Below are 24521 nucleotides of genomic sequence, written 5' to 3' on the forward strand. Positions count from 1 at the left end.
TCAGCGAAGGCTGACGCGCCCTTCCAACTTATAGGGTGCAGGATCAATATCCGGCGTAGCTCCCGTCATCTGGTCGGCAAGCAGGGCACAGGACGCCGGGGCCAGCACCAATCCATTACGAAAATGCCCGGTATTGAGCCAAAATCCATCCAGACCAGGCACTTCTCCAATAAAGGGCATTCCTTCTGGCGAACCTGGCCGCAGCCCTGCCCATTGTGCGACCGGCTGCATATCTGCCAATTGGGGCAAGAGGCCATGGGCTGATGCACGCAGTGACTCGAGAGCTTCTTCGGTGGTCGAGGTATCGTAACCTGCGTGCTCGAGCGTGCTACCAATCAGCACATGCCCATCGCGCCTTGGAATCGCATAGCGGCTTTCGTGCAGGATAATGCTAGGCAACCAGCCTGGCGCAGCCTTGTATAGCAACATCTGACCCTTCACCGGCGTCACCGGAAGATCGATAGCCAGTTCAGCCATCCAGTCGCCTGACCAGGCACCTGCACACAGCACCACTGCATCGGCTTTCTGCTCGCCCTGTGTATGGTTTACACCCACGACCCTCTCGCCCTTGAATTGCAAACTGCTGACTGATGAATTTTCGATCAACGTAAAAGAGGCAAACTGCTGCAACCTGGCTTTGAGAGCAATCATCAGGCGTGGATTGCGAATATTCGCCAGCCCGGCCTGCCACATTCCGCCAGCAAATCCGGGAGCCAGCATGGGTATCTGTTTATAGAGAAAGTCTTGATCAACAGCGACTATGGGCTTGCGCTGTCGGTTAGCCCAGGCCAAGGCATCTTCCTGTTCGGCATGGTCGAGCCAGATCAGACCGCACTCACTGAACTGTGGGTCGATGCCCGTTCGCCCCTGTAACTGGCTACATAGAATCGGATACTGCACCTGCGACCATTCAGCCAGCGCACTGATCGGCTGGCTATAGCGCCACGGATACAGTGGAGTCACTATGCCGCCGCCGGCCCATGACGCTTCCTGACCGGTACTACGGCGCTCGATCAGACACACCTGGCGACCACGCTGCAGCAACTCCAGCGCCGTCATGCAGCCCATCACGCCGCCGCCTACAACTACCATCCGCTGCATACTCTTATCTCCGGTCCGCCTGCTTGCGACTAGTGTTAACAGGCTGGCCAGCATAAACCAGAGGTTCGATTGCAGCCATGATGCCGTGCACAGAATCTTTTTCTACAGGGTGTTGCAGCCGCTGTTTCTGAGACTTTTTGACTATCGCAGACTTGTGTTACTCGACTCGATAAAACGGTACTATTGGCTTTGATTTCAAGTATGAGGCGGCATGTTAATGACAGCAAAGAACGTAGACGTATTGCTGGTCGGAGGTGGCGTCATGAGCGCCACACTGGGAATGTTGCTCAAGCAGCTGGATCCGGCAATGACCATTACCCTGGTCGAACGCCTGGACCACGTAGCTCACGAAAGCACGGATGGCTGGAACAACGCGGGCACCGGCCATGCCGGTTACTGTGAGCTGAATTACACCCCAGAAGACCAGGATGGCAATGTAAGCATCAACCGGGCCCTGGATATAAACGCGTCCTTTGAGGTGACCCTGCAGTTCTGGTCATATCTGGTCGAGCAGGGACTATTGCCAAAACCTTCGAACTTCATCAATCCCACTGCGCACCAGAGTTTTGTCTGGGGTGAAAAGGATGTGGAGTATTTGCGCAAGCGGCACAAGTTGCTCAGCGCCCACCACCTGTTTGCTGAAATGAAGTTCAGCGAATCTGCGGAACAGATCAACGAATGGATGCCGTTGGTAATGCAAAAGCGCAACGTCGATCAGACTTTCGCCGCGACACGCGTCGATCACGGCTCTGACGTCGACTTTGGCTCACTGACGCGCAGCATGATCAGTCACCTGAGGGATACCGACAACTTCGACCTCCTGCTCAAGCACTCCGTGCAAAGCCTTAAGAAGAGCAAGCGCGGCCACTGGCGGGTAGACCTTGAGGACGAAAACACCGGGGAAGAGAAAACGCTCAATGCCAAGTTCGTTTTCCTCGGCGCTGGCGGCGGGTCATTGCCCTTGCTGCAAAAATCCCATATCGACGAAAGTCAGGGCTACGGTGGGTTTCCGGTCAGCGGGCAATGGTTGGTTTGCCGCAAGCCTGAAATAGTCAGCCAACACAGCTCCAAGGTATACGGCAAGGCTCCCGTGGGTGCCCCTCCGATGTCTGTTCCGCATCTGGATACGCGCATTATCAATGGTGAGCCTGCACTTCTGTTTGGACCCTTTGCCGGATTTACCACTAAATTCCTCAAGGAAGGATCGGTTTTCGATCTGTTTTCCTCGGTGAAGCGCTACAACGTGGCGCCGATGATGGCTGTGGGCCGGGATAACATGGACCTGACTCGATATCTGATCGCCGAGTCTTTTCAGTCGCACAAGGACCGGGTGGCATCACTACGCAATTTCTTTCCCCAGGCCACCGAAGCTGACTGGAAGCTGCAGGACGCAGGTATGCGTGTGCAGATCATCAAGAAGGACGCCAAAGGTCACGGCAAGCTGGAGTTTGGCACCGAGATCGTTGCCGCCAAGGATGGCACACTGGCGGCACTGCTAGGCGCCTCTCCCGGTGCCTCCACGGCGGTCCAGGCGATGATCAATGTACTCGAGCGCTGCTTCAAGGACCGCCTTGCCAGCCCCGAGTGGCAGGCACGTATGAAAGAACTGGTTCCTTCATATGGCCAGTCACTGATCAGTGACGCTGACCTGCTCAAACAGGTACGTGATCGCACCCTGAGCACTCTGCAACTAAAACGCTAGTTTACCTCTTGCGCCGCTGCTATCTGGCAGCGCGCGCAGGAGCGAGCTGATCAGCTGAAATCTCAGTTGCTTTGTTCGCCACTAGCCACCAGCGCAGAAACACACGCAATAAAAAAGCCCCCAAGTCCTGAACTTGGGGGCTTTATCAACAACTCATCTATCAGTCACCGTAAACGGGCAACCGCGCACAGATGGCTTTGACCTGACCACTAACCCGCTCGATAACACTCTCATCCGAGATATTTTCCAGCACATCACAGATCCAGCCCGCGAGTTCACGGCAATCCGCTTCCTGAAAACCACGAGTGGTCACTGCTGGCGTACCGATCCGCAGACCTGACGTCACAAAAGGCGAGCGCGGATCGTTAGGCACCGCGTTCTTGTTAACTGTGATGTGCGCACGACCCAGGGCTGCATCAGCATCCTTACCGGTGATGTTCTGCTTGATCAGCGACAACAAAAACAAATGGTTCTCGGTGCCACCGGAAATAACATCAAAGCCGCGTCCGATGAATACCTCGGCCATCGCCTTGGCGTTCCTGACTACCTGTTGCTGGTAAGTCTTGAACTCAGGGCTCATGGCCTCCTTGAAGCAAATCGCCTTGGCGGCAATCACGTGCATCAATGGACCGCCCTGGCCACCGGGGAATACGGCCGAATTAAGTTTCTTTTCCAACGCCTCATTGGCGCGGGCCAGAATCAAACCACCGCGCGGGCCTCGCAAAGTCTTGTGAGTGGTCGTAGTAACCACGTCAGCGAAGGGCACCGGGTTGGGATACACGCCAGCGGCGACCAGACCGGCAATGTGCGCCATGTCCACAAACAGATAGGCCCCGACCTTGTCGGCGATCTCGCGAAAACGCGGGAAGTCCAGTACCTGGGAGTACGCCGAAAAACCGGCAATGATCATCTTGGGCTTATGCTCGACTGCCAGTGCCTCGACCTCATCGTAATCAATCAGGCCCGTATCGGTGTTGATACCGTATTGCACTGCATTGTAATGCTTGCCGGAGAAGTTGACCGAAGCGCCATGGGTCAGGTGACCACCATGGGCGAGGCTCATGCCCAGAATGGTGTCACCGGGCGTCAGCAACGCCTGGAATACAGCGCTATTGGCCTGCGAACCGGCATGGGGCTGCACGTTGGCATAATCCGCACCAAACAGCTCCTTGGCACGATCAATGGCCAGTTTTTCGGCGATATCCACATACTCGCAACCACCGTAATAACGCTTACCAGGATAGCCTTCTGCGTACTTATTGGTCAGCACAGAGCCCTGAGCCTGCATTACAGCGGGACTGGTGTAGTTTTCTGAAGCAATCAGTTCGATGTGGTCTTCCTGACGCACGACCTCCTGCTGCATGGCAGTCCAGAGTTCGGGATCGAAGGTAGCGATATCGGTGGAACGGCTAAACATGGCACAGCCCCCTACAAGGAAGATCAAATAAGGGCGGCATTTTAACTCAAGGAACCCGCTGTGGCACATGAAAAGCGCTCAAGCAGGCAACAAAATCGTTTCAAGACCGTTGTGACGAATCAGCCTCAGCGAGGCCCATGCAAAAATTGCGATTCCAGGGCGTCTGCGGGCATGGGTCGACCCAGCAGGAAGCCCTGCGCCTCATCGCACTGGAATCCCACCAACAGTGACAGCTGCTCTCGGGTCTCGACACCCTCGGCTATAACCCGCAACTGAAGACTGCGGCCCATCGCCACGATAGCCTGGGCCAGCAAAGTGTCCCGGCTATCATCATGCATGGCCTGAATAAATGAGCGGTCAATCTTTAGCGTGTCGATCGGGAAATCCTTCAGATAGTTCAGCGACGAATAGCCAGTGCCAAAGTCGTCCACGGCAATCGCCACTCCCAGGGACTTCAGCGCGGTTAACGTCTGCATGGTCTCATCCACATCCTGCAACAACACACTTTCAGTCAGTTCCAGCTCGATCGTAGACGGCTCTAACCGGTGGCGCTCGAGCACCCCACCTACCTGAGCCGCCAGATGTCCATCGGTAAACTGCCGGGCGGACAGATTGATAGAGAGTCGAGGCAGCGGACAACCCGCATCCCGCCAAAGGGCCATCTGGCGACAAGCCTGATCCATGACCCAGTCACCAAGTGCGCCAATCAAGCCAATTTCTTCCGCAATAGGCACGAATACAGCGGGCGAAATGGCTCCCCGCTCCGGGTGCGTCCAGCGTAACAGGGCTTCTGCCCCCGTAAGCCGCCCACTGACACAGTCGAACTGGGGCTGATAGTGGAGCTGCAACACGTCATCCTGCAATGCATGACGCAAATCACTCTCCAGACTGACCCGTTCCGACGCCCTGGCATTCATTTCCGCCTGGTAGAACTGGAAAGTATCCTTGCCAATCGATTTGGCATGATACATGGCCGTATCTGCATTCTTGAGAAGCGCGTTCGGCTCGACACCATCCTGCGGATACAGCGCAAGACCGATACTCGCGCTGATGAAAAACTCCCGTTCCTGGAGTACAAACGCAGGGGCCAGAACGGCAAGAATCTTTTCTGCTACATGGATGGCAGCGGCCATGGCTTTTTCACGATCAACCAGTCCCGGCAGAAGGATGGTGAATTCGTCGCCCCCCATGCGAGCAACGGTATCGCTGTCGCGCACGCAGTCGTTGAGCCGGCGCGCTACCTCCTTGAGCATGACGTCACCGGCAGCATGACCCAGCGTATCGTTGATCGGCTTGAAGCGATCCAGATCCAGGAAAAGCACTACAGCGCATTCACCACGCCGCTCAGCCAGTTGCAGCGCCGTTCTTATCCGGTCCTGAAAAAGCAGTCGGTTCGGCAAACCAGTCAGGGCATCGTAATAGGCGAGGGTCTCAATGCGTGCTTCGTTGGCCTTGCGTTCACTGATGTCCACAAAAAAACATACGTAGCTGACCAGGTCGCCTTCGTTATCATGTACCGCGGTAATACCGGCCCAGGAAGGGAATTTCTCACCATTCTTGCGCCGCATGAATATTTCACCTTCCCAGCGCCCCTGTTCGCGCAAAATACCCAGAAGCCCTGGATAAAAAAGCTCCTCCTGGACGCGCCATGCAAGCATCTCCGGCGTCTGGTCAATGATCTGCTCGGCTGCATAACCGGTTATCTGGATGAAGTTTTCATTTACCTGTACGACATATCCGGCCGGATCCATGACACGGATGGCACCCGTGGTGTTCTCGAATACGGTCGCTGCCATGCGTAACCGGTTTTCGGTTCGCCGCTGCTCGGAAATATCCCGGGCAATTCCCAGTATCCCCAGAAACCGCCCCTCGTTGTCCCACATCAGCGACAGACGAACCTCTGTTGGACATTTATGCCCATCCGCCTTGATGCAATCGACGGTTGTCTGACGATGGTATCCCTCTGCCCTGAGTCTTTCAGCCTTCTCTGCATTGTCGAGACGGGGAGCAAGTTCGCGCAGTACCGAGCTGATAAAGCGGGTATATGAAGGCCCTGCAACCACTTGACCGAATCCGGTTTCTATCAGCTCCTCAGGCCTGTAGCCCAACATCCGGGTAACCGAAGGGCTGATGTAGTCGAGTCTAAAGCTCGTATCAGTCGCCCAGATCACATCACTGATGTTTTCAGCCAACAACCGGTAACGCTGTTCGCTGGTCCGCATCTGTTGGGTCGCTATTGTCTGCTCATGGATGTCGCGTACCACTCCGATGATCTGACGTACCTGGCCATCAGGGAGCCGGGAAAGGACTTTCACGCGCAAACTGTGCCAGCGCCAGCTGCCATCAACATGGCGCCAGCGTATACGCGCCTCCTGAACCGTACCGTCCGTCAGAACCTGCTGCAGATTACGATTGATCTGCATTTGCTCAATGTCATCGGGGTGCAGCAGACGATCCCGGTAGTCATTATCGAGTACCCGTTCGTCAGACTCATCGTAACCAAGTAGCTGCGCTAGGGAGCGGTTGCTGTAGACGAATTGCTGACTCTGCATGTCCTTGATAAACACAACGTCTGGTACAGCCTTGACTACCCCTGCCCAATAGCGCTCTCGTTCGATCATCGACAACTCAATCTTTCGACGGGCGCTGATATCGCTCAAGCTAACCGTAACCGCATGATAATCCTCGGCATTCTCTGGTAGCCGCATGATAATCCACGCATGCCGCACCTTTCCCGAGGGCACCACAAACGGCGTCTCGAATTCAAGACGCGGAGTCCGATTCACTACCGCCAGAATGATCTTGTAACGCGCTGAATCCCTGCGAACCTTGTCATCGCGCTGAAGAACACTCTCCACGCCATCGACAGAACTCTGGCCGGTCAAATCCAGCGCTACCTGATTGGCATCAACCACTTCCAGATTGCTGAAAATTTCCTTATGACGCTGCGGATTGGCATCAAGCCAGGCATCCAGAGTCCCCTGATTGTAGATCCCTTCACGTAACAGCCAGGCTCGCAGCCTAGACAGGTCAAACTGACAAAGCGCTATACCGACGCCCTGAAAGATGTCCCGGTAGCGCCGCTCGGTATCCTCAACGTGGGCAAATGAGGCCTGATTGCGCTCAAGCAACGCCTGATTGATACGACGCATTCTTGCCATCGTCCAGACCACAACAAGGAGAATCAGAATGAAGCCAGCGACCAGAAAGACTTTTAAGCGGACTGCCTGACCCATTCTCTGCAGGTAATATCCCGGCTCTATCAGACCTCTTACTTGCCAGAGCGTGCCGGCGACAGGAGCACTGACAACCACCTGACTACGCTCCGGGGCGCTCATTGGCTTGTTATCCAGATACACCACGTGTCCGCTCTCCTGACGAGCCAGGACTCGGGCATGGCCGGAATCCTCCAGCAGCCAGGAATACCCTTGGGCCGGCTGGGCAGAGACCAGTGTAGAGATCTCACGATCCTCTACCTCGAGCACCCAGAACTGTCCCGCATTCTCACTTGCGATCGACCAGTAGAGCGCGCCATGGTCAACATCAGAATCGAGCGCAAAAGAATAACCACTCATGTGCAGACCTCGCACAGAGGGCATCCAGGGTGGTATCGAATCAGTGCCCGGCGCGCCTGGAATCAAGACACGGGTAACTCCGCGTAGCCCCGGTAACAGTGTCGCCGCGGACTCAACAGCTTGATCAGGCTTCTCCGAGTAAAGATTATCAAGCAATTCGGCGAGCGCCAGGGACTTGACCTCCAGATTCAGACCAATCTGGCTGGCTGTCAGCCAGACGGACTCTTCCACCTGAATCTGATGTTGATGGCGCAACAAGCGAAAGTCCTGCAAGGTCTGCCAAACCATGAGAGTGGCAAGCAGGATGCCAGATAACGCGACGAGCAGAATACCGGCGCTGACCGGCAATCCATCCGCCGACCCCGCCGTGGACGCGGGTCCTGATCCTGCGACGGTGCTTTTGTTGTTGTTATTCAAAATACTCAACTTTACGCAACAGAGTGTCCGTTAATTATGCTATCACAGGCAATGGCGCTACAAGCGGCACGCAAGGCCCAGGCAAATTTGCCCTGAAAGCCCAGTTGGGCTAGCCTTGCGGGCAATTTCGCAGCCCCTGGCGGCCATCGCGAGTCAGTACCGATCCACTTCTCAAATTCAGGTTTTGCGCATCATGGCTCAATACGTATACAGCATGCACCGTGTCGGCAAGGTCGTCCCGCCGAAGAACCGCATCCTCAAGGACATTTCCTTGTCTTTTTTCCCCGGCGCCAAAATTGGCGTGCTGGGCCTGAACGGCTCAGGCAAATCGACCCTGCTTCGCATCATGGCAGGCGTGGATACCGAGATCGAAGGCGAAGCCCGTCCGATGCCGGGAATCAAGATCGGCTACCTGCCACAGGAGCCCGAGGTCGACCCCGAGAAGACTGTCCGTGAAATAGTCGAGGAAGCAGTCAGCGAGATCAAGGATGCCCAGGCACGTCTGGATCAAGTCTACGCTGCCTACGCCGAGCCTGATGCCGACTTCGACGCCCTTGCCGCCGAACAGGCCAAACTGGAAGCAGTTCTGCAGGCCGGTGATGGCCACAACCTGGATCGGCAGCTTGAAGTCGCCGCTGACGCGCTGCGTCTGCCGCCGTGGGATGCAAAGATCGAGCACTTGTCTGGCGGCGAAAAACGCCGTGTCGCCCTGTGCCGCCTGTTGCTTTCCGCTCCGGACATGCTCCTGCTCGACGAGCCAACCAACCACCTGGACGCCGACTCCGTTGCCTGGCTGGAACAGTTTCTGCACAACTTCTCCGGCACCGTGGTGGCGGTGACGCACGATCGATACTTCCTGGACAACGTGGCCGGCTGGATTCTCGAACTTGACCGCGGCCACGGTATACCCTTTGAAGGCAACTACTCCCAGTGGCTGGAATCCAAGGCCACGCGTCTGGCTCAGGAATCCAAGCAGGAATCCTCCCACGCTAAAGCAATGAAAGCCGAACTGGAATGGGTACGTCAGGGCGCCAAGGGTCGCCAGGCCAAGTCCAAGGCACGCATGCAGCGTTTTGAAGAGTTGCAATCACAGGAGTTCCAGAAGCGCAGCGAAACCAATGAGATCTACATCCCCGCTGGTCCGAGACTGGGCGACAAGGTCATCGAGTTCAACGGTGTGAACAAGGGTTACGGCGACCGCGTTCTGATTGATGACCTGAGCTTCGCTGTACCCAAGGGTGCGATTATTGGCGTGATCGGTGGGAACGGCGCTGGCAAGTCCACACTATTCCGGATGATTACCGGCAAGGAACAACCTGATAGCGGCAACATTGACATCGGTGAAACGGTTCTGATCGCCAGCGTCGATCAGAGCCGGGACGAGCTTGACGGCAAAAAAACCGTCTGGGAACAAGTCTCTGATGGGTTTGACATGATCAAGGTAGGCAACTACGAGGTTCCTTCCAGGGGGTATGTAGGCCGTTTCAACTTCAAGGGAGCAGACCAGCAAAAGTTCGTCAAGGATCTTTCCGGTGGTGAGCGCGGCCGTCTGCATATGGCTCTGACACTGAAGAAAGGCGCCAACGTGCTGCTGCTCGACGAACCCTCCAACGACCTGGACGTGGAAACCCTGCGCGCACTGGAAGAAGCTCTGCTCGACTTCCCGGGCTCCGCTATCGTGATCTCTCACGATCGCTGGTTCCTCGACCGAATTGCAACCCACATCCTCTCCTATGAGGACGAAGGCAAGGTTAGCTTCTTCGAGGGCAACTACACCGAGTTCGAAGCCGACCGCAAGAAGCGTCTAGGCGAAGCGGCAGCCCAGCCACACCGGGTGCGCTACAAGAAACTGGCCTGAATCCGAGCAGGCTGCCGAGCTAGCGCCGGCAGCCTGAGCGGTTAAAACTTCGTCATCTCGAGTGTTAGTCCTGGAGAACCCTCTTTCTCACCGGGACGCCCCCCCTGCACACCATGTGCTCTGCATTTGTTGCCAGTTGTTTTCTCCAGCCATTGCTTGCTCCCCCTCTGCTAGAGTCTCTGCTTTCTCCGAATTCAAGAGACCAGCATGACCCAAACCCTGAGCGATTACATACAGAAACTGCAGGAACGTGACTCAGACCAGCCAGAGTTTCACCAGGCCGTGAAGGAGATTCTTACCAGCCTCTGGCCCATGCTGGAGAGCAAACCAGAGTATTTTGATAAAGGCATCATTGATCGCCTCGTAGAGCCCGAGCGCACCATCATTTTCCGCGTGCCTTGGGTAGATGATAAGGGAAAGGTGCAGGTCAACCGGGGCTACCGGGTACAGATGAACAGCGCAATAGGGCCTTACAAGGGTGGGCTGCGCTTTCATCCCTCGGTGGATCTGGGCGTGCTGAAGTTTCTCGCCTTTGAGCAGGTTTTCAAGAACGCCCTGACCATGCTGCCATTGGGCGGCGCGAAGGGTGGTGCCGACTTCAACCCCAAGGACAGAAGTGACGGCGAGATAATGCGCTTTTGCCAGTCATTCATGACTGAATTGTCCCGCCACATTGGCGAAGACCTTGACGTCCCGGCTGGAGACATTGGCGTTGGCCCCAGAGAAATAGGCTATCTTTACGGCCAGCATAGGCGACTCACGAATCGCAATACATCGGCGCTGACCGGTAAAGGACAGGCTTACGGTGGTAGCCGATTGCGCACCGAAGCAACCGGCTACGGAGTTGTGTACTTTACCCAGGAAATGCTCAACACGCGGGACTGCAGCATCGAGGGCCAACGTATTGCAGTTTCCGGTGCCGGCAACGTCGCACAGCATACTGTCCGCAAACTTCTGCAGCTGGGGGGTATCGTCGTATCCATGTCCGACTCTACCGGCACCCTGCACAATCCGGAGGGTCTGACTACTGATCAATGGGAAGCCGTGGTAGAACTGAAAAATCGCAAGGGCGGTAGCTTGCGGGAGCTCGACCAACACGACGGTCTGCGTTTCCTGGAGGAGCAAAAACCCTGGCAACTTGAATGCGACATTGCCATTCCTTGCGCAACACAAAATGAACTGGACGCAGATGACGCCCGCGCGCTGCTCGACAACGGTTGCTGGTGCGTGACAGAGGGCGCAAACATGCCGTCGACCATAGAAGCCATCCAGACATTCCAGCAGGCACGTATCCTGTTTGGTCCCGGCAAGGCGGCAAACGCAGGCGGAGTCGCAGTCAGTGGTTTGGAAATGTCACAGAATGCGATGCGCCTGCACTGGGGTGCCTCAGAAATAGATGATCGTCTTCTGGAAATAATGAAGAGCATTCACCAGTCCTGCGTGCAAGGTGGGAAAGAGGATGACCATATCAACTATGTGAAGGGTGCCAATCTGGCAGGATTTACCAGGGTAGCCGAGGCCATGCTTGCACAGGGAGTCATCTAACAATGCAAATTGGAGCTATAGTAGTAAGTACACTTAATCTGCCAAGGCAACATCCATGAGTGACGACCGCCGCCGTTTTACCCGCGTTCCGTTCGACGCACAAACCAGCCTGCGCCAGGACGGTGTGGATATCGATGTTCAGCTTGTGGATCTGTCATTGCACGGACTGCTTGTGCTCGAGCCCAAGGGTTGGGAGAGCGTCAGCAACGCCGGCCAGTTCGTTGCCATCATCGAGCTGGCAGAGGGAAGCCAGATACGCATGGATGTGCATCTGGCCCACGCTGAGGAGGGCTTGCTTGGCTTCGAGTGCGACTATATAGACCTGGACTCTATCAGCCACCTCAAACGGTTGGTGGCGCTCAACACCGGCGATGAAAAACTACTTGAGAGGGAGCTAGGCGGACTGCTCTGAGGCTCCTTTCTGTCAGTCGAAGATTGCCGACAATGCCTCATCAAGCCGGGTCACAGGCACGACCTGCATGCCCTTCGGACTCTCCTTTGGCGCGTTTGCCTTGGGAACAATGGCGCGAGTAAAGCCGTGCTTGGCGGCCTCCTTCAGCCTTTCCTGTCCGCTGGGCACCGGCCGAATTTCCCCTGACAACCCCAGCTCACCAAAAACCATCAAATCCATGGGCAGCGGGCGGTTACGTAGACTCGACATGACTGCCGCCAGTAATGCCAGATCAACGGCGGTTTCCAGCACCTTCACGCCCCCGACCACGTTGACAAAGACGTCCTGATCGTAGGTCGCGACGCCACCATGCCGGTGCAGAACGGCTAACAGCATGGCCAACCTGTTTTGATCCAGACCCAGGGTCACGCGCCTCGGATTACCCAGGTGGGAGGTGTCAACCAACGCCTGAACCTCCACCAGCATCGGTCTGGAGCCCTCCCATGTAGACATCACCACACTACCCGGGATTGGTGTCTCGTAACGCGAGAGAAAAATTGCCGACGGATTCGATACTTCCTTCAGACCCTTGTCGGTCATTGCAAAGACACCGAGTTCGTTGACCGCGCCGAAACGATTCTTCACAGCACGTAACATCCGCAAGCGCCCGTCGGATTCGCCCTCGAAGTACAGTACCGTATCCACCATGTGTTCAAGCACTCGCGGACCCGCCAGGGAGCCCTCTTTGGTGACATGACCCACCAGAAAAATCGCCGTCCCACTCTGCTTGGCATAGCGCACCAGTAGCGCTGCACTTTCTCGCACCTGGGCAACGCCTCCCGGTGCTGATTGAAGTTGCTCGGTAAAGATTGTCTGAATGGAATCGACCACCATCACCCGCGGCTTTTCCACCCGCGCTGTGGCGATAATGCTTTCGATACAGGTCTCGGTCATCACCTTCAACCGTTCCTCAGGCAAACCCAGACGCCTGGCCCGCATTGCTACCTGCTGCTGCGACTCTTCACCTGTTACGTATAACGCAGGCATGCTCTCGGCAAGCTGACACAAGGTTTGCAACAGAATCGTCGACTTGCCGATACCCGGGTCGCCACCAATCAGAACCACTGACCCCGCTACCAGCCCACCCCCCAGTACCCGATCAAGCTCGGAGGATCCACTTGGTTGTCGGGGTACCTCCTCGGTAGACACCTCCGCCAGCGTACGAACCTGCGCTGCCTGCCCGGCCCAATGACCGCTGCGCCCGGTAACCGGACCACTGCCGCCCGTTGGCGTGGTATCCACCACGGTTTCTACGAGCGTGTTCCAAGCCTGACATTCACCACATTGGCCGGCCCATTTGGAAAATGTTGCTCCACAGTCTGTACAACCATATATGCGCTTGTTTTTTGCCATGGAGTTCCCCGGGGATAGAACAAAGGTGCTATTTTCACACGATACATACGTGTCGCTCAGTCGATTGGCTTAACGGGCCAATGGCCAGCACTTCTATCGACTATACTCTGCCTGTATTTGCACAAGAGACCCATTGTATGCCGACCGAGATTGAAATTCCCAAACCCTGCAAAGCCTGCCAGGAAAATGAGCCGCTTTGCTTTGACTTCACCATGGCATTTCAACCAATAGTCGATACCCGCGACAATAGCGTCTTCGCCTATGAGGCCCTGATAAGGGGTGTAGATGGCGCCGGGGCAGCGAGCATGTTGTCGAAAGTAAACGAGGACAACCGCTACATCTTTGACCAGTCATGTCGGGTCAAGGCCGTTGAGCTTGCCTCAAGATTGCAGATTCCCTGTTTTATCAGCATCAACTTTCTACCCAACGCGGTCTATCAGGCGGCAACCTGCATACGCGCAACACTGGAAGCTGCAAGGCGATACAACTTTCCGACCAACCGGTTGATATTCGAGATCACCGAAAACGAAAGACTGGTCGATAAGGAACATCTCAAAAGCATCATCAAGGAATACAAACGACAGGGCTTCAAGACCGCGATTGATGACTTTGGTGCCGGTTACTCCGGCCTGAACCTGTTGGCGGAATTCCAGCCGGATATCATCAAGCTGGATATGGATATTGTTCGTGACATTGACCATGATCCGGTCCGCCAGGCAATTGTGCGAGGCATTATTGGTGTCTGCCAGGCACTGGGTATTGATGTCATTGCCGAAGGCATCGAGAGCCAGGAAGAGCTCGATATTCTGCGCTCGATGGGCGTATTTCTGTTTCAGGGTTTCCTGTTTGCCAAACCCGGATTCGAACATCTTCCGGAGATCACCTGGCCCGCCAATGTCTGAAAGCAAGAAGGAAAAGAAAACCGCTAAGGGCAGGGTCGACCAACTGAACGAGCAATTACTCGAGGCTCAGTTCGAACTGCGCAAGTCCGGCAAGGGCCCCGTTTTCCTGTTGATCGGCGGTGATGACCACGTTGGAAAAGCGGAGATAATCCATACCTTCTATGCGTGGCTGGACAATCGGTTTCTCAATGCCCGCGCCTTTACCTTGCCCCGTGGCCTCGAAGAACAAATGCCTCGCTTCTGGCGTTATTGCCGGACGCTTCCTCCGAATGGGGAGATAGGCTTTTATCTGGGCTCCTGGTATCACCAACCATTGCGGGAATTTTGCACCGGCCAGATATCCGAACAGCAATTTTCTGAGCAGATGCAGGATATTTTGCGCTTCGAGCAGTTGCTGGTGCACGAGGGGGCAAGCGTTCTGAAAGTCTGGCTTGAGTATGACAAATCCAAACCAGTACATGAGGATGCTTCTTCATCCACCACCGTCGCCATGCGCGAGTGGAATGACCTCAGTCCAGCACAATTCGAGCATGTGCACGGCGCAGCCCAGCGCATGATCGAACTCACGTCGACCGAAGGAGCCCCATGGACGAACGTGTGCAGCAACGATGCCGAGCAGCGTGACCTGCAAATTGGCCAACTGATGCTCGATGCGATCCGTGCGCAACTGAGTGAAGAGAAGCAAAGTACCCTCCCCCATAGCTGGATCCCCTCCACGCGCGAACTGCTGGATGAGCTGGATTACACCCCTGCTATGGACAAGGACGAATACAAGGTTCAACTGGATTATTACCAGAATTTTTTGCGCCAACTGGTTCGCCACCCGGATTTCTCTGGTCGCAGCTTGATGCTGGTTTTCGAGGGAACAGACGCAGCGGGTAAAGGCGGGACCATAAGACGCATCACCCAGTGTCTGGACCCACGCTTTTTGCGCGTACATGGCACTCGAGCCCCTACTGATGAAGAAAGACGACAACCTTACTTGATGCGATTCTGGCGCCACATTCCAGCGCCGGGAAACATTGTCGTATTCGATCGCAGTTATTACGGTCGGGTGCTCGTCGAACGCGTCGAAGGTTTTTGTAGCGCAGCGCAGTGGCAACGCGCCTATGGCGAAATCAATGATTTTGAGCATCAGTTGCAACAGAGCGGCATTCTGGTTATCAAGTTCTGGCTGGCGATCACTCAGGAGGAACAACTTGATCGATTCGAGGCCCGAGAGGAATCACCACTCAAGCGTTATAAATTGACCGACGAGGACTGGCGTAATCGCAAGCAATGGTCCGCCTATCGCGAAGCGGTCCACGACATGCTTGAGTTCACCGATACCGACGAATCCCCCTGGCATCTGATATCCAGCGAGGACAAACGTCATGGTCGCATCCAGGCGTTGAAAATTGTTTGCGAAAGCCTGCAACACGCGCTCAAATAGTAGCCGCTACCGCTCCAGGGAAGCACTACACAGGAATAGTTGCCATGCGTCTACTAAATGAGTTTAAAGCGTTTGCGATGCGGGGAAATGTCGTCGAGATGGCGATTGGTATCATTATCGGCGCGGCTTTCGGCAAGGTTGTTTCGTCGTTCGTCGCCAATGTGGCGATGCCGCCGCTGGGCCTGCTGATCGGGGGAGTGGATTTTGCCGATCTGGCAATCGTATTAAGGGAAGCCCAGGGCGAACTACCCGCAGTAACGCTGGGCTACGGACTGTTCATCCAGAGCATTGTTGATTTTCTCATCGTTGCAGCCGCGATCTTTGTTGCCATCAAGGTAATGAATAATCTCAAGCGCGAAGAAGTGGAAGAACCTGCCCCGCCGCCAGTGGAAACTCAGAGCAAGCAGGAAATACTGCTGGGTGAAATTCGCGACCTGCTTCAACAGCAGAGACAGTAGCCGTAGCAGTAACGGGGACATCAACTGGGGTATACTGCGCTCCAGTTGTTTGATCCGATTCATTTACAGCGGCATCCCCATGCAAACTTGCACCACTGCGTTTGGCCCACTCGAGCTCGAACGCTACCCCGTCACTGAGAACCCCACACTCCAGGCATTCGATACTGCAGATGTGTATTTGTTGCAGACCCTGGCTGACCAACCTGCGTCGGACCTGCCCGTGCTGGTTATCAACGATCACTTCGGCACCCTGGCATGCGCCCTGGCAAAAGCTGACCCGGCTCTGAAACCCCATAGCTGGAGTGACTCCGAACTGGCCAGACTGGCTCTTGAGGCCAACCTGGCAAATAACCAGTTGGCGCCTGACGCAGTCGTTTTCATTGACAGTCAGCAGGCTCCAAAGGGACCTTACCGGCAAGTGCTGATCAGAGTGCCGAAAAGCCTGGCGCTGATGGAGGACCAATTGTCACGCCTGCGTGAGCATCTTGCCGAGGATGCAACGGTGATTGCCGGCGCCATGCTCAAGCATTTGCCCCACGCGGCAGGTGATCTGCTGGCAAAACATATAGGCCCTTATCAGGCTTCACTGGCGTGGAAAAAGGCCCGGCTTCTGACCGCTACATTCGATACGAATCTGACACCAGTCAGCGTTGATCTGACGACCGAGTATTCCCTGCCGGGTGCGTCCGTGGAGCTCACCAACCTGCCCGGCGTGTTCTCCAGGGATAAACTGGATAACGGCACCAGACTCCTGCTTGAAAGCCTGCCTACCGCTGTAGGCGATCAACGCATCGTCGATCTGGGTTGCGGCAATGGTGCACTTGGCATCAAGGCTGCTCAGCTCAATCCTGAAGCACAGCTTGTGTTCATTGATGAATCCCACGCGGCAGTTGCCTCGGCGCGCCTCAATTTTGCTCGCGCCTTTCCCGAGCGGCAGGCTGAATTTCTGGTCAGCGATGGGCTCAAGGATATGCCACCCAGTAGTGTGAAACTGGTGCTGTGCAATCCGCCTTTTCATCAGCAACAGGCTGTCGGCGACGAGGCGGCCAAGCGGCTGTTTACTCAAAGCAGTGAAGCATTGGATGACGAAGGCAGCCTGATGGTAGTAGGCAACCGTCACCTGGGATATCACGTGAAGTTGCGGGCCAATTTCGACAAGGTCGAGCAGCTGGCTGCCAACCCCAAGTTTGTTGTGCTCAAGGCGAGCCAGTAACACCTAGCCCGCCGGAGGTTGACTCTTCTGGCGACGGCAACGCTCGGAACAGTATTTAACGTCGTCCCAGCAGCGCTGCCATTTCTTGCGCCAACTGAATGGCAGACCGCACTGCACGCAAACCTTGGTCGGTAGGTCCGCCTTTTTCTTCACAGGGCCTCGCCCTCGTCCAGGCGCTTGAGCAGTACTTCGCCCCAGTCCCATAACGCCTGCTGGTTCTTCTCCGTCATCCTGTCCAGGGTGCCGTAGATCATCTTCATCCGGTGGTTACTTTTGAACTGATCGCGATGGCGTATCAGGAAGTGCCAGTAGAGTGAATTGAACGGACAGGCCTTCTCCCCGGTTTTCTCGGTAACCTTGTAACTGCAACCCTGGCAATGATTGGACATGCGCTTTATGTACTGCCCGCTCGAGCAATAGGGCTTGGAACCGAGGTAACCACCATCTGCATGCATTACCATGCCCAGCGTATTAGGCAGCTCGACCCAGTCGAACGCATCCATATAAACCGCCAGATACCAGTCACAGATCTGTTTTGGCTGGATGCCTGCAAGCAGCGCAAAGTTACCGGTCACCATCAAGCGTTGAATATGATGCGCATAGGCATGCTCCAGCGTCTGCCCAATGGCCTGCTGCATACAACGCATGTGAGTCTTGCCGGTCCAATAAAATTCCGGCAAGTCACGCTGGTTACCCAGCTTGTTGTTTTCGGCATAGTCAGGCATCAGTAGCCAGTAGATACCGCGTACATATTCACGCCAGCCGATTATCTGCCGAATGAACCCCTCTGCGGCGTTCAGCGGTATATCGCCCGCCTGATAGGCAGCCTGGACGTCTAGACATACCCTGCGGGGGTCAAGCAGACCGATGTTCATCGCGGCGGCGATGCGGGCGTGAAACAGGAATGGCTCGTGATCAGCCATTGCATCCTGAAAGTCGCCAAAGCGCGGCATACCCTGGTCGAGAAACGTTTGCCATAGATGCTCTGCTTGGGTGGCCGTCACGGGATAGTCAAAGTTGTCCAGGACCCCGTAATGATCTGCGAAGTGCTCAGCAACCAGCTCTTCCACTTCACAGGTGATCTTGTCCCGCGGGAATTGTGGCTGAGTCGGTACCTGGACATCCGCAGGTAGAGCTTTGCGATTATCGGAATCGAAGTTCCAGCTGCCCCCCTCAGGACTACCATCGGCGTCGAGTAGCAGTTGATGTTCCTTGCGCATTTCACGGTAAAAGAATTCCATGCGCAGCTGCTTACGATCCCCAGCCCACTGCGAAAAACGCTCATGAGTGCACAGAAACCGGTCATCCTGAAGAATTTGGAGTTCGCAGACCTTGTCTTTCAGAGTGCTGAAGGCATCCATCAACCGCCATTCGCCCGGCTCGCAAAGCAGGATAGATTCAGGATTGAGCCTCTTGCGAGCGCGCTCAAGTTCGCCCTTCAGGGAACCGGTGTTATCCCTGTCATCAAGTTTTATGTAGTCGACGCAAAATCCACGCTCCTCAAGCTCCCCGGCAAAATGGCGCATAGCAGACAATATGAACAGGATCTTCTTGGGGTGGTGGCGCACATAGCGACCCTCCTCCCCGACCTCCGCCATTAGTATCCGGTCTTTATCCGGATCAGCATCGCGCAGGGTGATCAGGTCATGACTAAGCTGATCACCGAGTATCAGTATCAGATTGCGGGTCATGAGTGCAGGGAGTAGGTGAGGCGCATGGGAGGTGCTTTGGGTGAGCCACCCTGGCCACCAGGGCCTATTTCGTCATACACATTGTGATGAATCAGATCGATTGTTTCGAGCGGAATATCGCCAAGCGCCCTGCGCGCCTCCTCGAATGAACGGAACGTCCAGGGACGCTTATCACAGAGCTGCTTTTTGAGCATGTCTCGACGACTGTCCAGTACCGCCTCGACAAGATAAATGGATCCCTCGTGGGACAGTACGTTCAGTTCAATGACCTGGCCTTCAGTGGCCAGTTTGTGCAAGTCGTCGAGCGTCATCAAATCACTCCAGGGCAACTGGTTGGGTAAAAACTATACCGCTGCCCCGAACGATGCTCCATTCGCAGGTGTTACATATTGTCCTTTTTCATGGACAGGGCGCTTTCGGCCTTGGCGATCTTGTCCAGTAGGCCCATACCAAACGCTGAAACAACGAAGGTCATGTGGATAATCACATACCACATCATCTTGTCGTTGGGGATGTTCTGGGCGTTCATGAACACCTTGAGCAGGTGAATCGAAGAAATGGCCACTATCGAAGCCGCCACTTTCATCTTCAGCGAGCTGGAGTCCATTTTCCCCAACCAGCTCAACTTCTCCTGACCTTCCTTGATATCCAACTGGGAAACAAAATTCTCGTAGCCCGATATCATCACCATGACCAACAAACCGCCTACCAGTGCCATGTCGACCAGGGATAACACCACCAGTATCAAATCCGCTTCGGCAATGGCAAACAGATTAGGGATCAGGTGAATGACTTCCTGAAAAAACTTGACCGCCAGTGCGAAGAGCGCGAGCGAGAGGCCCAGATAGATCGGCGCCAGAATCCAGCGAGCGGCATACAACAGTGTTTCAAGTGCACGTTCCATATTCATTAATACCTTTATCAGTAGGGTTACCCACGTGTTGGGCAAGTTGTTCACAAATACTGTGGATAACTCTGTGGGCAGTCGGATATAACCAGGGCGCAAGTCCGAGTAGGGCGGCTATCCTCGTTATAGTACAAAAAACAGCCAATAAAGTTTCATAGCAAATTCAAACACCTGTTGGCCACCATTCCATGGTGGCTACAGCTGGACAAAATGAATTTTTACTGAATCACTCAACGTGTGATGTACCTCACGGTTTTGAGGTATTGACAATTCAGGAAACCGTCTGGGACTTGGATATGCTCCACACTATCTGTGGATAAGTCTGTTGGTAACCATGGGAAACAATGCTGCGCGGCGTACCTGGGCAGGTATCCGCGCGATTGTTCATCGAGTGATCAAGTTCGACTGGCTGGTTTCGATTCATCAGCTTCATTCGAGCTGGACTCATCATCGCGCTGCAGTTCTGCAATTTCTCGTAGACGTCCCACCACCCGCGCATTGATAGTCCCTTCGGGGTAATGACCTGAGTCGTCGGCTGATCCGGTTTCCTCACCCGCCAGCAATCCCATAGCCTGATCTACCTTGCTGACCGCGTAGATATTGAACAGTCCGGCCTGCACTGCATCCAGCACACTCTGATCGAGCATCAGGTTAGGGATGTTCGCCCGGGGAATGATAGCGCCCTGTGAGCCGGTAAACCCACGGGCCTGGCACAGGCGAAAGAAACCTTCAATTTTTTCGTTGACCCCACCGACCGCCTGTACCTCTCCAAACTGGTTAATGGATCCAGTAATGGCAAATCCCTGTTTCAGTGGTGTCCGCGATAAAGCCGACATCAGTGCACAGACCTCTCCCAGGGAGGCACTATCGCCGTCCACGTAGCCATAGGATTGTTCCAATGCGATGCTGGCCGAGATTTCCAGTGGAAAATGCTGGGCGTAACGACTCCCCAGATATCCGGTAAGAATCATGACTCCTTTGGAGTGAATGGGCTGTCCAAGCTCCACCTCACGCTCGATATCGACGATGCCACTGCCGCCGGGGTAAACAGTGGCACTGATCCGCGCTGGCACACCGAAGACTGAATCTCCCACTTCCAGCACGGTGAGACCGTTGCACTTGCCAACCTCCGCGCCATCGGTATCAATCAGGATAACGCCAGACAGCATATCTTCGCGGATGCGTGCGCTGACACGTCCGGTGCGCGCTTCCTTGGCTTGCAGTGCTCTTTCGATATGTGCGGTGTCAATCAGTCCGTCCCCGGCAAGCTGCCGGGTAAAATCGGCCTCAGCGACCAACTGGAAAATATCGCTGATGCGCGCAGACAAACGCTTTTGATGCTCTGCCAGGCGTGCGCTATGGGTCATCACCCGGGCAACAGCCGCTGCAGTCAGTGGCGCGATCCCCTCCTCCGAGGTCCGCGTTTTGAGCAACTGCGCCATGCTCTCGATACTTTCGGGGGTACGTGGCAAGTCTTCATCGAAATCCACCAGAACGCGAAACATCTCCTGAAAGTCCGGGTCCAGATCCTGCAGTGTGTAATAGAGATGCCGGGAACCTATGATAATGACCTTGACCGCCAGGGGTATGACCTCAGGGGTCAGAGTCACCGTGGTCAAGCGACCCATATCAGCCCAGGGCGACTCCATTTTCAATTGACGCGATTGCAGGGCGCGCTTGAGTGCGTCCCAAACGAAGGGCTCACCCAGCAACTTTTCAGCCTCAAGAACCAGATAGCCCCCGTTGGCTTTGTGTAATGCACCGGGACGGATATGCCGATAACTGGTAATAAGCGCACCCTGTTCAGAACTGTATTCAATACGTCCAAACAGGTTGTCGTATGACGGGTGTGGCTCATGCACTACCGGAGCCCCGCCCGTATCAGCGTGACCTACGATCAGACTGGGGCAATACTGTTCGGTAAGCAGCTGCTTTTTATAGGCCTCGGGACGGGGCTCTAGCGCCCGTTCATCGACTAGAAGCTCTACCACCGTTTTCAACAGGTTTTGCCGAACCAGATTCAGGTAATCACAGACGGCGTCATTACCGCTGTATTGTTCCAGCAGCGGCTCAAGGATCGGCTTGATCGCATCGGTGATGGTCTGCTCGTTCAACTCGCGAAGCTGGTTGCTGGATTCGCGCTTCCACTGCGGCAGGCTTGAAAGCGCTTCGTTCAGGACTTCCTCAAGTGTGGCTATGTCCACATGAAAGCGCTCGCGCTCCTCTTCAGGAAGTTGCGCAAACTCGGCTTCGTCCAGTGCCTTGCCATCCTTCATCGGTGTGAAGGCGATATTCTGGGCATCGCGATAGACGGCAATCTTCTTTTCCAGCGCTTTGCGTTCGACCGAATCAATCGCACGGTCATAGCGTTGATTGAAGCCCCTATCGATTGCGCTTTTCTTCTGCTGGAACGCTGGGTGCTCAAACACCGCTGGAAAAGTTGCCAGCAGATTATCAATCAGTTTGTTTACATCCTCCAGCAGCCCGCTGGCCGTGCCTGGCGAAAGGCTCAATACCCAGGGCTCGCGGGGCTCTTCAAAGTTGTTTACGTATAGGCAGTCCTGGGGCGTTATCTGGCGCTTGGCCTCGGCCTTCAGATAACGCATGACGTACGAAAAGCGCCCTGTACCAGGTTCGCCCATAACGAATACGTTGTAGCCAGAGCGGTGCATCGCTACACCAAACTGCAACGCCTCTACCGCGCGGTCCTGCCCGAGAATACCGAGAAAAGGCTCCAGGTCGTCCGTGGTAGTAAACCCCAGGCTGTCCAGGTCGATTGGTGCGGTGAGCTGATCGGGCAGCAGGCGAAGAGCATCGGCATTGTTGGTCATCAAGCGTCCTTCGGGGATGGTTGGCGTGCGAAGCCGCATTGTTGCCCTGTCAGCCTCCGCTGACAAGGGCAAAGCAGCGTTTGACTTGACGACCGGAGGTGCAATCGCGTTCCATTAGAGTAATTACTCAAAGACAATACAAGGTGGCGCAAGCATGACCTTCTCCGTGCAGGAATACGTCGACAACGATGCGACCGGTCTCGCTGAACAGATCGCTTCTGGAACAACCAATGCCGGGGAGATGCTGGATATTGCGCTGGACCAGTATCATCGTCTCAATCCAAAGCTCAATGCGGTCTGCCAGCCGATGTTCGAGATCGCCCGTGACCGTGCCAACCAACCATTAAAAGGTCCTCTGGCGGGCGTTCCCATTCTGATCAAGGACGCCATTCAGGACTACGCCGGCCTGCCAACCGGCAATGGCAGCAAGGTTTTCAGCCGTATTCCGGCAGCACGACACTCGCACATTGTGCAGCGGCTGCTCAACGCTGGGGCCGTAATCATCGGCAAAACCAACACGCCCGAATTGGCCCTCAAGGGCGTAACTGACCCCCAGGCCTTCGGTCATACCCGCAACCCATGGGATATCACACGTACGCCTGGAGGCTCCAGTGGCGGTTCGGCGGCAGCAGTTGCCGCAGGTATGGTTCCCCTTGCCGGGGCAAATGACGGCGGTGGGTCAATCCGTATTCCCGCCGCCTGCTGTGGCCTGTTTGGATTGAGACCCAGCCGCGGACGTGTATCGGTAGGCCCTGCACACGGCGAGATTTGGGAGGGAGCTTCAAGCGATCTAGTTGTGTGTCGCAGCGTGCGCGACGCAGCCCTTTCCATGGACCTCCTGTCGGGGCCCAATCAAGGCGATCCCTTTGTCATCATCTCACCAGAAACCTCTTTCCGAGAACTGGCTGGGCGCGATCCAGGGGTGCTGCGCATAGGCTATAGCACACGCTCACCAGTGGATACGCCCGTTCACCCCGAAGCGGTACGCGCCGTCGAAAATGCAGTACAGACTCTGAGGTCGCTGGGCCACGAAGTGGTTGAGGCTGAGCCCAATTATGACGGACAGGCCTTGGCCCGCTGTTACCTGAATATGTATTTCGGCCAGGTCGCAGCGACACTGGATCAAGCGCGGCAGACCGGAGCACGCGATGACGAATTTGAGTTATTGACCCGCACGCTGGCCGCATTTGGACGTGGACTGACCAGCGCCAGCTATATCAACAGCCACCGCCAGTGGAATCAGTTCAGTCAGGCTCTTGGGACTTTTTATCAGCAGCATGATCTTTATCTCACGCCAGCCATTGCCCACCCCCCTATCCGACATGAACAGGCAGAACTTCCACCTGGTCAGGCTCGAGCGTTACGCTGGCTGACGGCCAGCGGTCTACTGCCCATGCTGGCTCGTTGGGGGGTGATGGATAACATGGTGGAGGATATGGCGCGAAAGAATCTGACTTATGTTCCGTTTACCCAGCTTGCCAACCTCACGGGCACTCCGGCCATGAGCGTGCCGCTGCACTGGACCCCCGAGGGGCTGCCCCTGGGCGTCCAGTTCTGCGGCCCCAGCGCCAGCGAGCCGCTATTGCTGCAGTTGGCCAGTCAACTGGAGCAAGCCCAGCCCTGGGCACACAGGTGGCCAGAGATGAGCAAGATCAAAGTATAGTTATG

18 protein-coding genes are annotated in these 24521 nt (G+C 55.5%); 9 read left to right on the top strand and 9 right to left on the bottom strand.

The features are described 5' to 3' along the window. Positions 1–1101 carry a glycine oxidase ThiO gene (gene thiO / locus AAC076_RS05345; protein WP_339843391.1) on the bottom strand — a complete coding sequence of 367 codons (1101 nt, stop codon included), beginning with the start codon at positions 1099–1101 and terminating at the stop codon, positions 1–3. A gap of 217 nt (positions 1102–1318) precedes the next feature. On the opposite strand from thiO, the gene mqo reads away from it, so the two are divergent. Further along, positions 1319–2803, top strand: coding sequence for a malate dehydrogenase (quinone) (gene mqo / locus AAC076_RS05350; protein ID WP_339843392.1), 1485 nt, complete (start codon positions 1319–1321; stop codon positions 2801–2803). A 160-nt stretch (positions 2804–2963) separates the two neighbouring features. On the opposite strand, the gene glyA is transcribed toward mqo, so the two are convergent. Together glyA and AAC076_RS05360 are read right to left on the bottom strand one after the other, a co-directional pair. Then, on the bottom strand, positions 2964–4220 hold the full coding sequence (gene glyA / locus AAC076_RS05355) for a serine hydroxymethyltransferase (protein ID WP_339843394.1): 1257 nt from the start codon (positions 4218–4220) through the stop codon (positions 2964–2966). Positions 4221–4345: 125 nt separating this feature from the next. Continuing rightward, entirely contained in the window at positions 4346–8212 is a 3867-nt protein-coding gene (locus tag AAC076_RS05360; protein WP_339843396.1) for an EAL domain-containing protein, read from the bottom strand. Between the two features lie 193 nt (positions 8213–8405). Here AAC076_RS05360 and ettA point away from each other — a divergent pair, with 193 nt between their 5' ends. The 3 genes from ettA to AAC076_RS05375 all read left to right on the top strand — a co-directional run bounded on the left by ettA (position 8406) and on the right by AAC076_RS05375 (position 12027). Beyond that, complete coding sequence (gene ettA, locus AAC076_RS05365; RefSeq protein ID WP_339843398.1) at positions 8406–10070, top strand: energy-dependent translational throttle protein EttA; 1665 nt, start codon at positions 8406–8408, stop codon at positions 10068–10070. Positions 10071–10277: 207 nt separating this feature from the next. Continuing rightward, positions 10278–11615 carry an NADP-specific glutamate dehydrogenase gene (gene gdhA, locus AAC076_RS05370; RefSeq protein ID WP_339843400.1) on the top strand — a complete coding sequence of 446 codons (1338 nt, stop codon included), beginning with the start codon at positions 10278–10280 and terminating at the stop codon, positions 11613–11615. A gap of 55 nt (positions 11616–11670) precedes the next feature. Then, positions 11671–12027, top strand: a complete 357-nt coding sequence (locus tag AAC076_RS05375) for a PilZ domain-containing protein (RefSeq protein WP_339843402.1) — start codon at positions 11671–11673, stop codon at positions 12025–12027. Positions 12028–12039: 12 nt separating this feature from the next. Here the strand turns inward: AAC076_RS05375 and radA are convergent, their stop codons facing one another. After that, a complete protein-coding gene (gene radA, locus AAC076_RS05380) occupies positions 12040–13419 on the bottom strand; it encodes a DNA repair protein RadA (protein WP_339843404.1) in 1380 nt (459 codons plus the stop codon). 137 nt (positions 13420–13556) lie between these two features. Between radA and AAC076_RS05385 the strand changes: the two genes are divergently transcribed. From AAC076_RS05385 to AAC076_RS05400, 4 genes are all read left to right on the top strand, one after another. Then, entirely contained in the window at positions 13557–14321 is a 765-nt protein-coding gene (locus tag AAC076_RS05385; protein WP_339843406.1) for an EAL domain-containing protein, read from the top strand. Further along, positions 14314–15753: a polyphosphate kinase gene (locus AAC076_RS05390; protein ID WP_339843408.1), complete on the top strand. Its 1440-nt coding sequence runs from the start codon at positions 14314–14316 to the stop codon at positions 15751–15753. Before AAC076_RS05385 ends, AAC076_RS05390 begins: the two co-directional genes overlap by 8 nt. Positions 15754–15797: 44 nt before the next feature. Then, positions 15798–16211: a large-conductance mechanosensitive channel protein MscL gene (mscL, locus tag AAC076_RS05395; RefSeq protein ID WP_339843409.1), complete on the top strand. Its 414-nt coding sequence runs from the start codon at positions 15798–15800 to the stop codon at positions 16209–16211. Between the two features lie 79 nt (positions 16212–16290). Beyond that, complete coding sequence (locus tag AAC076_RS05400) at positions 16291–17424, top strand: methyltransferase (protein WP_339843410.1); 1134 nt, start codon at positions 16291–16293, stop codon at positions 17422–17424. Positions 17425–17427: 3 nt separating this feature from the next. On the opposite strand, the gene AAC076_RS05405 is transcribed toward AAC076_RS05400, so the two are convergent. The 5 genes from AAC076_RS05405 to AAC076_RS05425 form a co-directional block, all read right to left on the bottom strand. Continuing rightward, positions 17428–17577 carry a DUF2256 domain-containing protein gene (locus AAC076_RS05405; RefSeq protein ID WP_339843411.1) on the bottom strand — a complete coding sequence of 50 codons (150 nt, stop codon included), beginning with the start codon at positions 17575–17577 and terminating at the stop codon, positions 17428–17430. Beyond that, positions 17574–19115, bottom strand: a complete 1542-nt coding sequence (locus tag AAC076_RS05410) for a cryptochrome/photolyase family protein (protein WP_339843412.1) — start codon at positions 19113–19115, stop codon at positions 17574–17576. The genes AAC076_RS05405 and AAC076_RS05410 overlap by 4 nt, the downstream gene beginning before the upstream one ends. Then, positions 19112–19426, bottom strand: a complete 315-nt coding sequence (locus tag AAC076_RS05415; protein WP_339843413.1) for a DUF6482 family protein — start codon at positions 19424–19426, stop codon at positions 19112–19114. Before AAC076_RS05415 ends, AAC076_RS05410 begins: the two co-directional genes overlap by 4 nt. Positions 19427–19497: 71 nt before the next feature. Further along, entirely contained in the window at positions 19498–20019 is a 522-nt protein-coding gene (locus AAC076_RS05420; RefSeq protein ID WP_339843434.1) for a TIGR00645 family protein, read from the bottom strand. 398 nt (positions 20020–20417) lie between these two features. Next, positions 20418–22853 carry an ATP-binding protein gene (locus AAC076_RS05425; protein ID WP_339843415.1) on the bottom strand — a complete coding sequence of 812 codons (2436 nt, stop codon included), beginning with the start codon at positions 22851–22853 and terminating at the stop codon, positions 20418–20420. 154 nt (positions 22854–23007) lie between these two features. On the opposite strand from AAC076_RS05425, the gene AAC076_RS05430 reads away from it, so the two are divergent. Then, positions 23008–24516: an amidase gene (locus AAC076_RS05430; RefSeq protein ID WP_339843416.1), complete on the top strand. Its 1509-nt coding sequence runs from the start codon at positions 23008–23010 to the stop codon at positions 24514–24516. Positions 24517–24521: the final 5 nt, after the last annotated feature.

The organism is uncultured Halopseudomonas sp., assembly GCF_963977355.1.
Taxonomy (GTDB): domain Bacteria; phylum Pseudomonadota; class Gammaproteobacteria; order Pseudomonadales; family Pseudomonadaceae; genus Halopseudomonas.